General features: G+C 70.9%; 1 protein-coding gene. It reads right to left on the reverse strand.

Annotated features, from left to right (window positions below; all coding sequences use genetic code 11):
• The coding region (locus tag UK12_RS33035; RefSeq protein WP_045306903.1) for a hypothetical protein at positions 1-419 on the reverse strand (419 nt) is incomplete at its 3' end.
• Positions 420-530: the final 111 nt, after the last annotated feature.

A 530-nucleotide genomic window follows, 5' to 3' on the forward strand; every position in this document is an offset into this window, starting at 1 on the left:
TTGCTCGCCGGGAGCACCGGAGTGAAGACCAGGTCGAGCGGGCCCCCGTCGACGACGACCTCGGTCCCCTGCCGTGTCCTGGCGTACCTCGCGCGGTTCCCCCGGGGAACCCGCAGCTGGACACGCCCGGATCCCGCGATGCCGAAGGTCGGCGTCTGATACGCGACGGACACGATGGCCAGGGCCTCGATGTCCCCCGGCACACAGGCGAGATGCCCCTCGATCCGGAAGCCCGCCGACCCCGGCAGCGGGAGCGGTGGTGGCGGGACGAGCGTCGCCACGGGCGCCGTCAGGGCCGGGAGGAGGGTCACCTGGTCGCCCTCCCTGAGCACGATCCTCTGCGTCTCCCAGAACTGCGTCTCCCGGAACTGCGTCTCCCGGAACTGCGTCTCCCGGAACTGCGTCTCCCGGAACTGCATGGCCCAGAACCCTCCCGGGTGTGGTGGGGTCAGTTGGTGTGGCCGGGTTGGCCGGCGATCTGGGTGATGGTGAAGTGGACGTATTCGGCGGGGCGGACGGGTGCGATGCCG

It is taken from the genome of Saccharothrix sp. ST-888 (genome assembly GCF_000955975.1).
Taxonomy (GTDB): domain Bacteria; phylum Actinomycetota; class Actinomycetes; order Streptomycetales; family Streptomycetaceae; genus Kitasatospora.